Origin of the sequence: Maritimibacter harenae (genome assembly GCF_009882975.1) — a bacterium.
Taxonomy (GTDB): Bacteria; Pseudomonadota; Alphaproteobacteria; order Rhodobacterales; family Rhodobacteraceae; genus Maritimibacter; species Maritimibacter harenae.
This window is the reverse complement of the sequence record NZ_WTUX01000049.1, coordinates 1-566: the sequence shown is the minus strand read 5'-3', so window position 1 is coordinate 566 and position 566 is coordinate 1. Positions and strand designations below refer to the sequence as shown.

Below are 566 nucleotides of genomic sequence, written 5' to 3'. Positions count from 1 at the left end.
AACGAGCAGGCGGACCTGATTCAGGATGGTCGTCTCGACATGATCACGAACGGGATCTTCATCAACCACTCGTCGTTCCGCTCGGTGGACGAGAACAACGACGTCATTCTGCTCGAAGTGCCGGAAGACGTGGTGACCGCCACGAACGAGGAATTCGGCACCGGCACGATGACCATTCCGGCCAGCAGCTACTCGAACCAGGAAGCGGACGTGACCACTTCCGCGCTCGGCGCGCTGCTCGTGGCCAATGAGGCCATGTCCGAAGAGACCGCCTACTCGCTGGCAAGCTCGCTGGTGAAAAACATCGACGAAGTGCGCGCCGTGCACAGCTCGATGAAGCAGCTTTCGCCCGAGCTTCTCGCCACGCCCAGCGTGCTCGAGTTCCACCCGGGTGCCGCGAAGGCATATGAGGAAGCGGGGCTGATCAAGTGATTGGTTCTCTCGTCGCCACCGGCCGCAGGCGCAAGCTTGCGGCAGGTTCGCAGCGAGTCCTGATCGTCGTCGCGGCGGTTTTCGCGGCCTGGGTCATCTACGCGAACCTGTTCACGATCTCGGATCCACTCATC

The 566-nt window shown here is 61.7% G+C and carries 1 protein-coding gene; it reads left to right on the top strand.

The window, feature by feature from the left end; all coding sequences use genetic code 11:
• Positions 1-432, top strand: a 432-nt coding sequence (locus GQE99_RS20285) for a TAXI family TRAP transporter solute-binding subunit (RefSeq protein ID WP_161353783.1), incomplete at its 5' end; no start/stop codon positions are given.
• Positions 433-566: the final 134 nt, after the last annotated feature.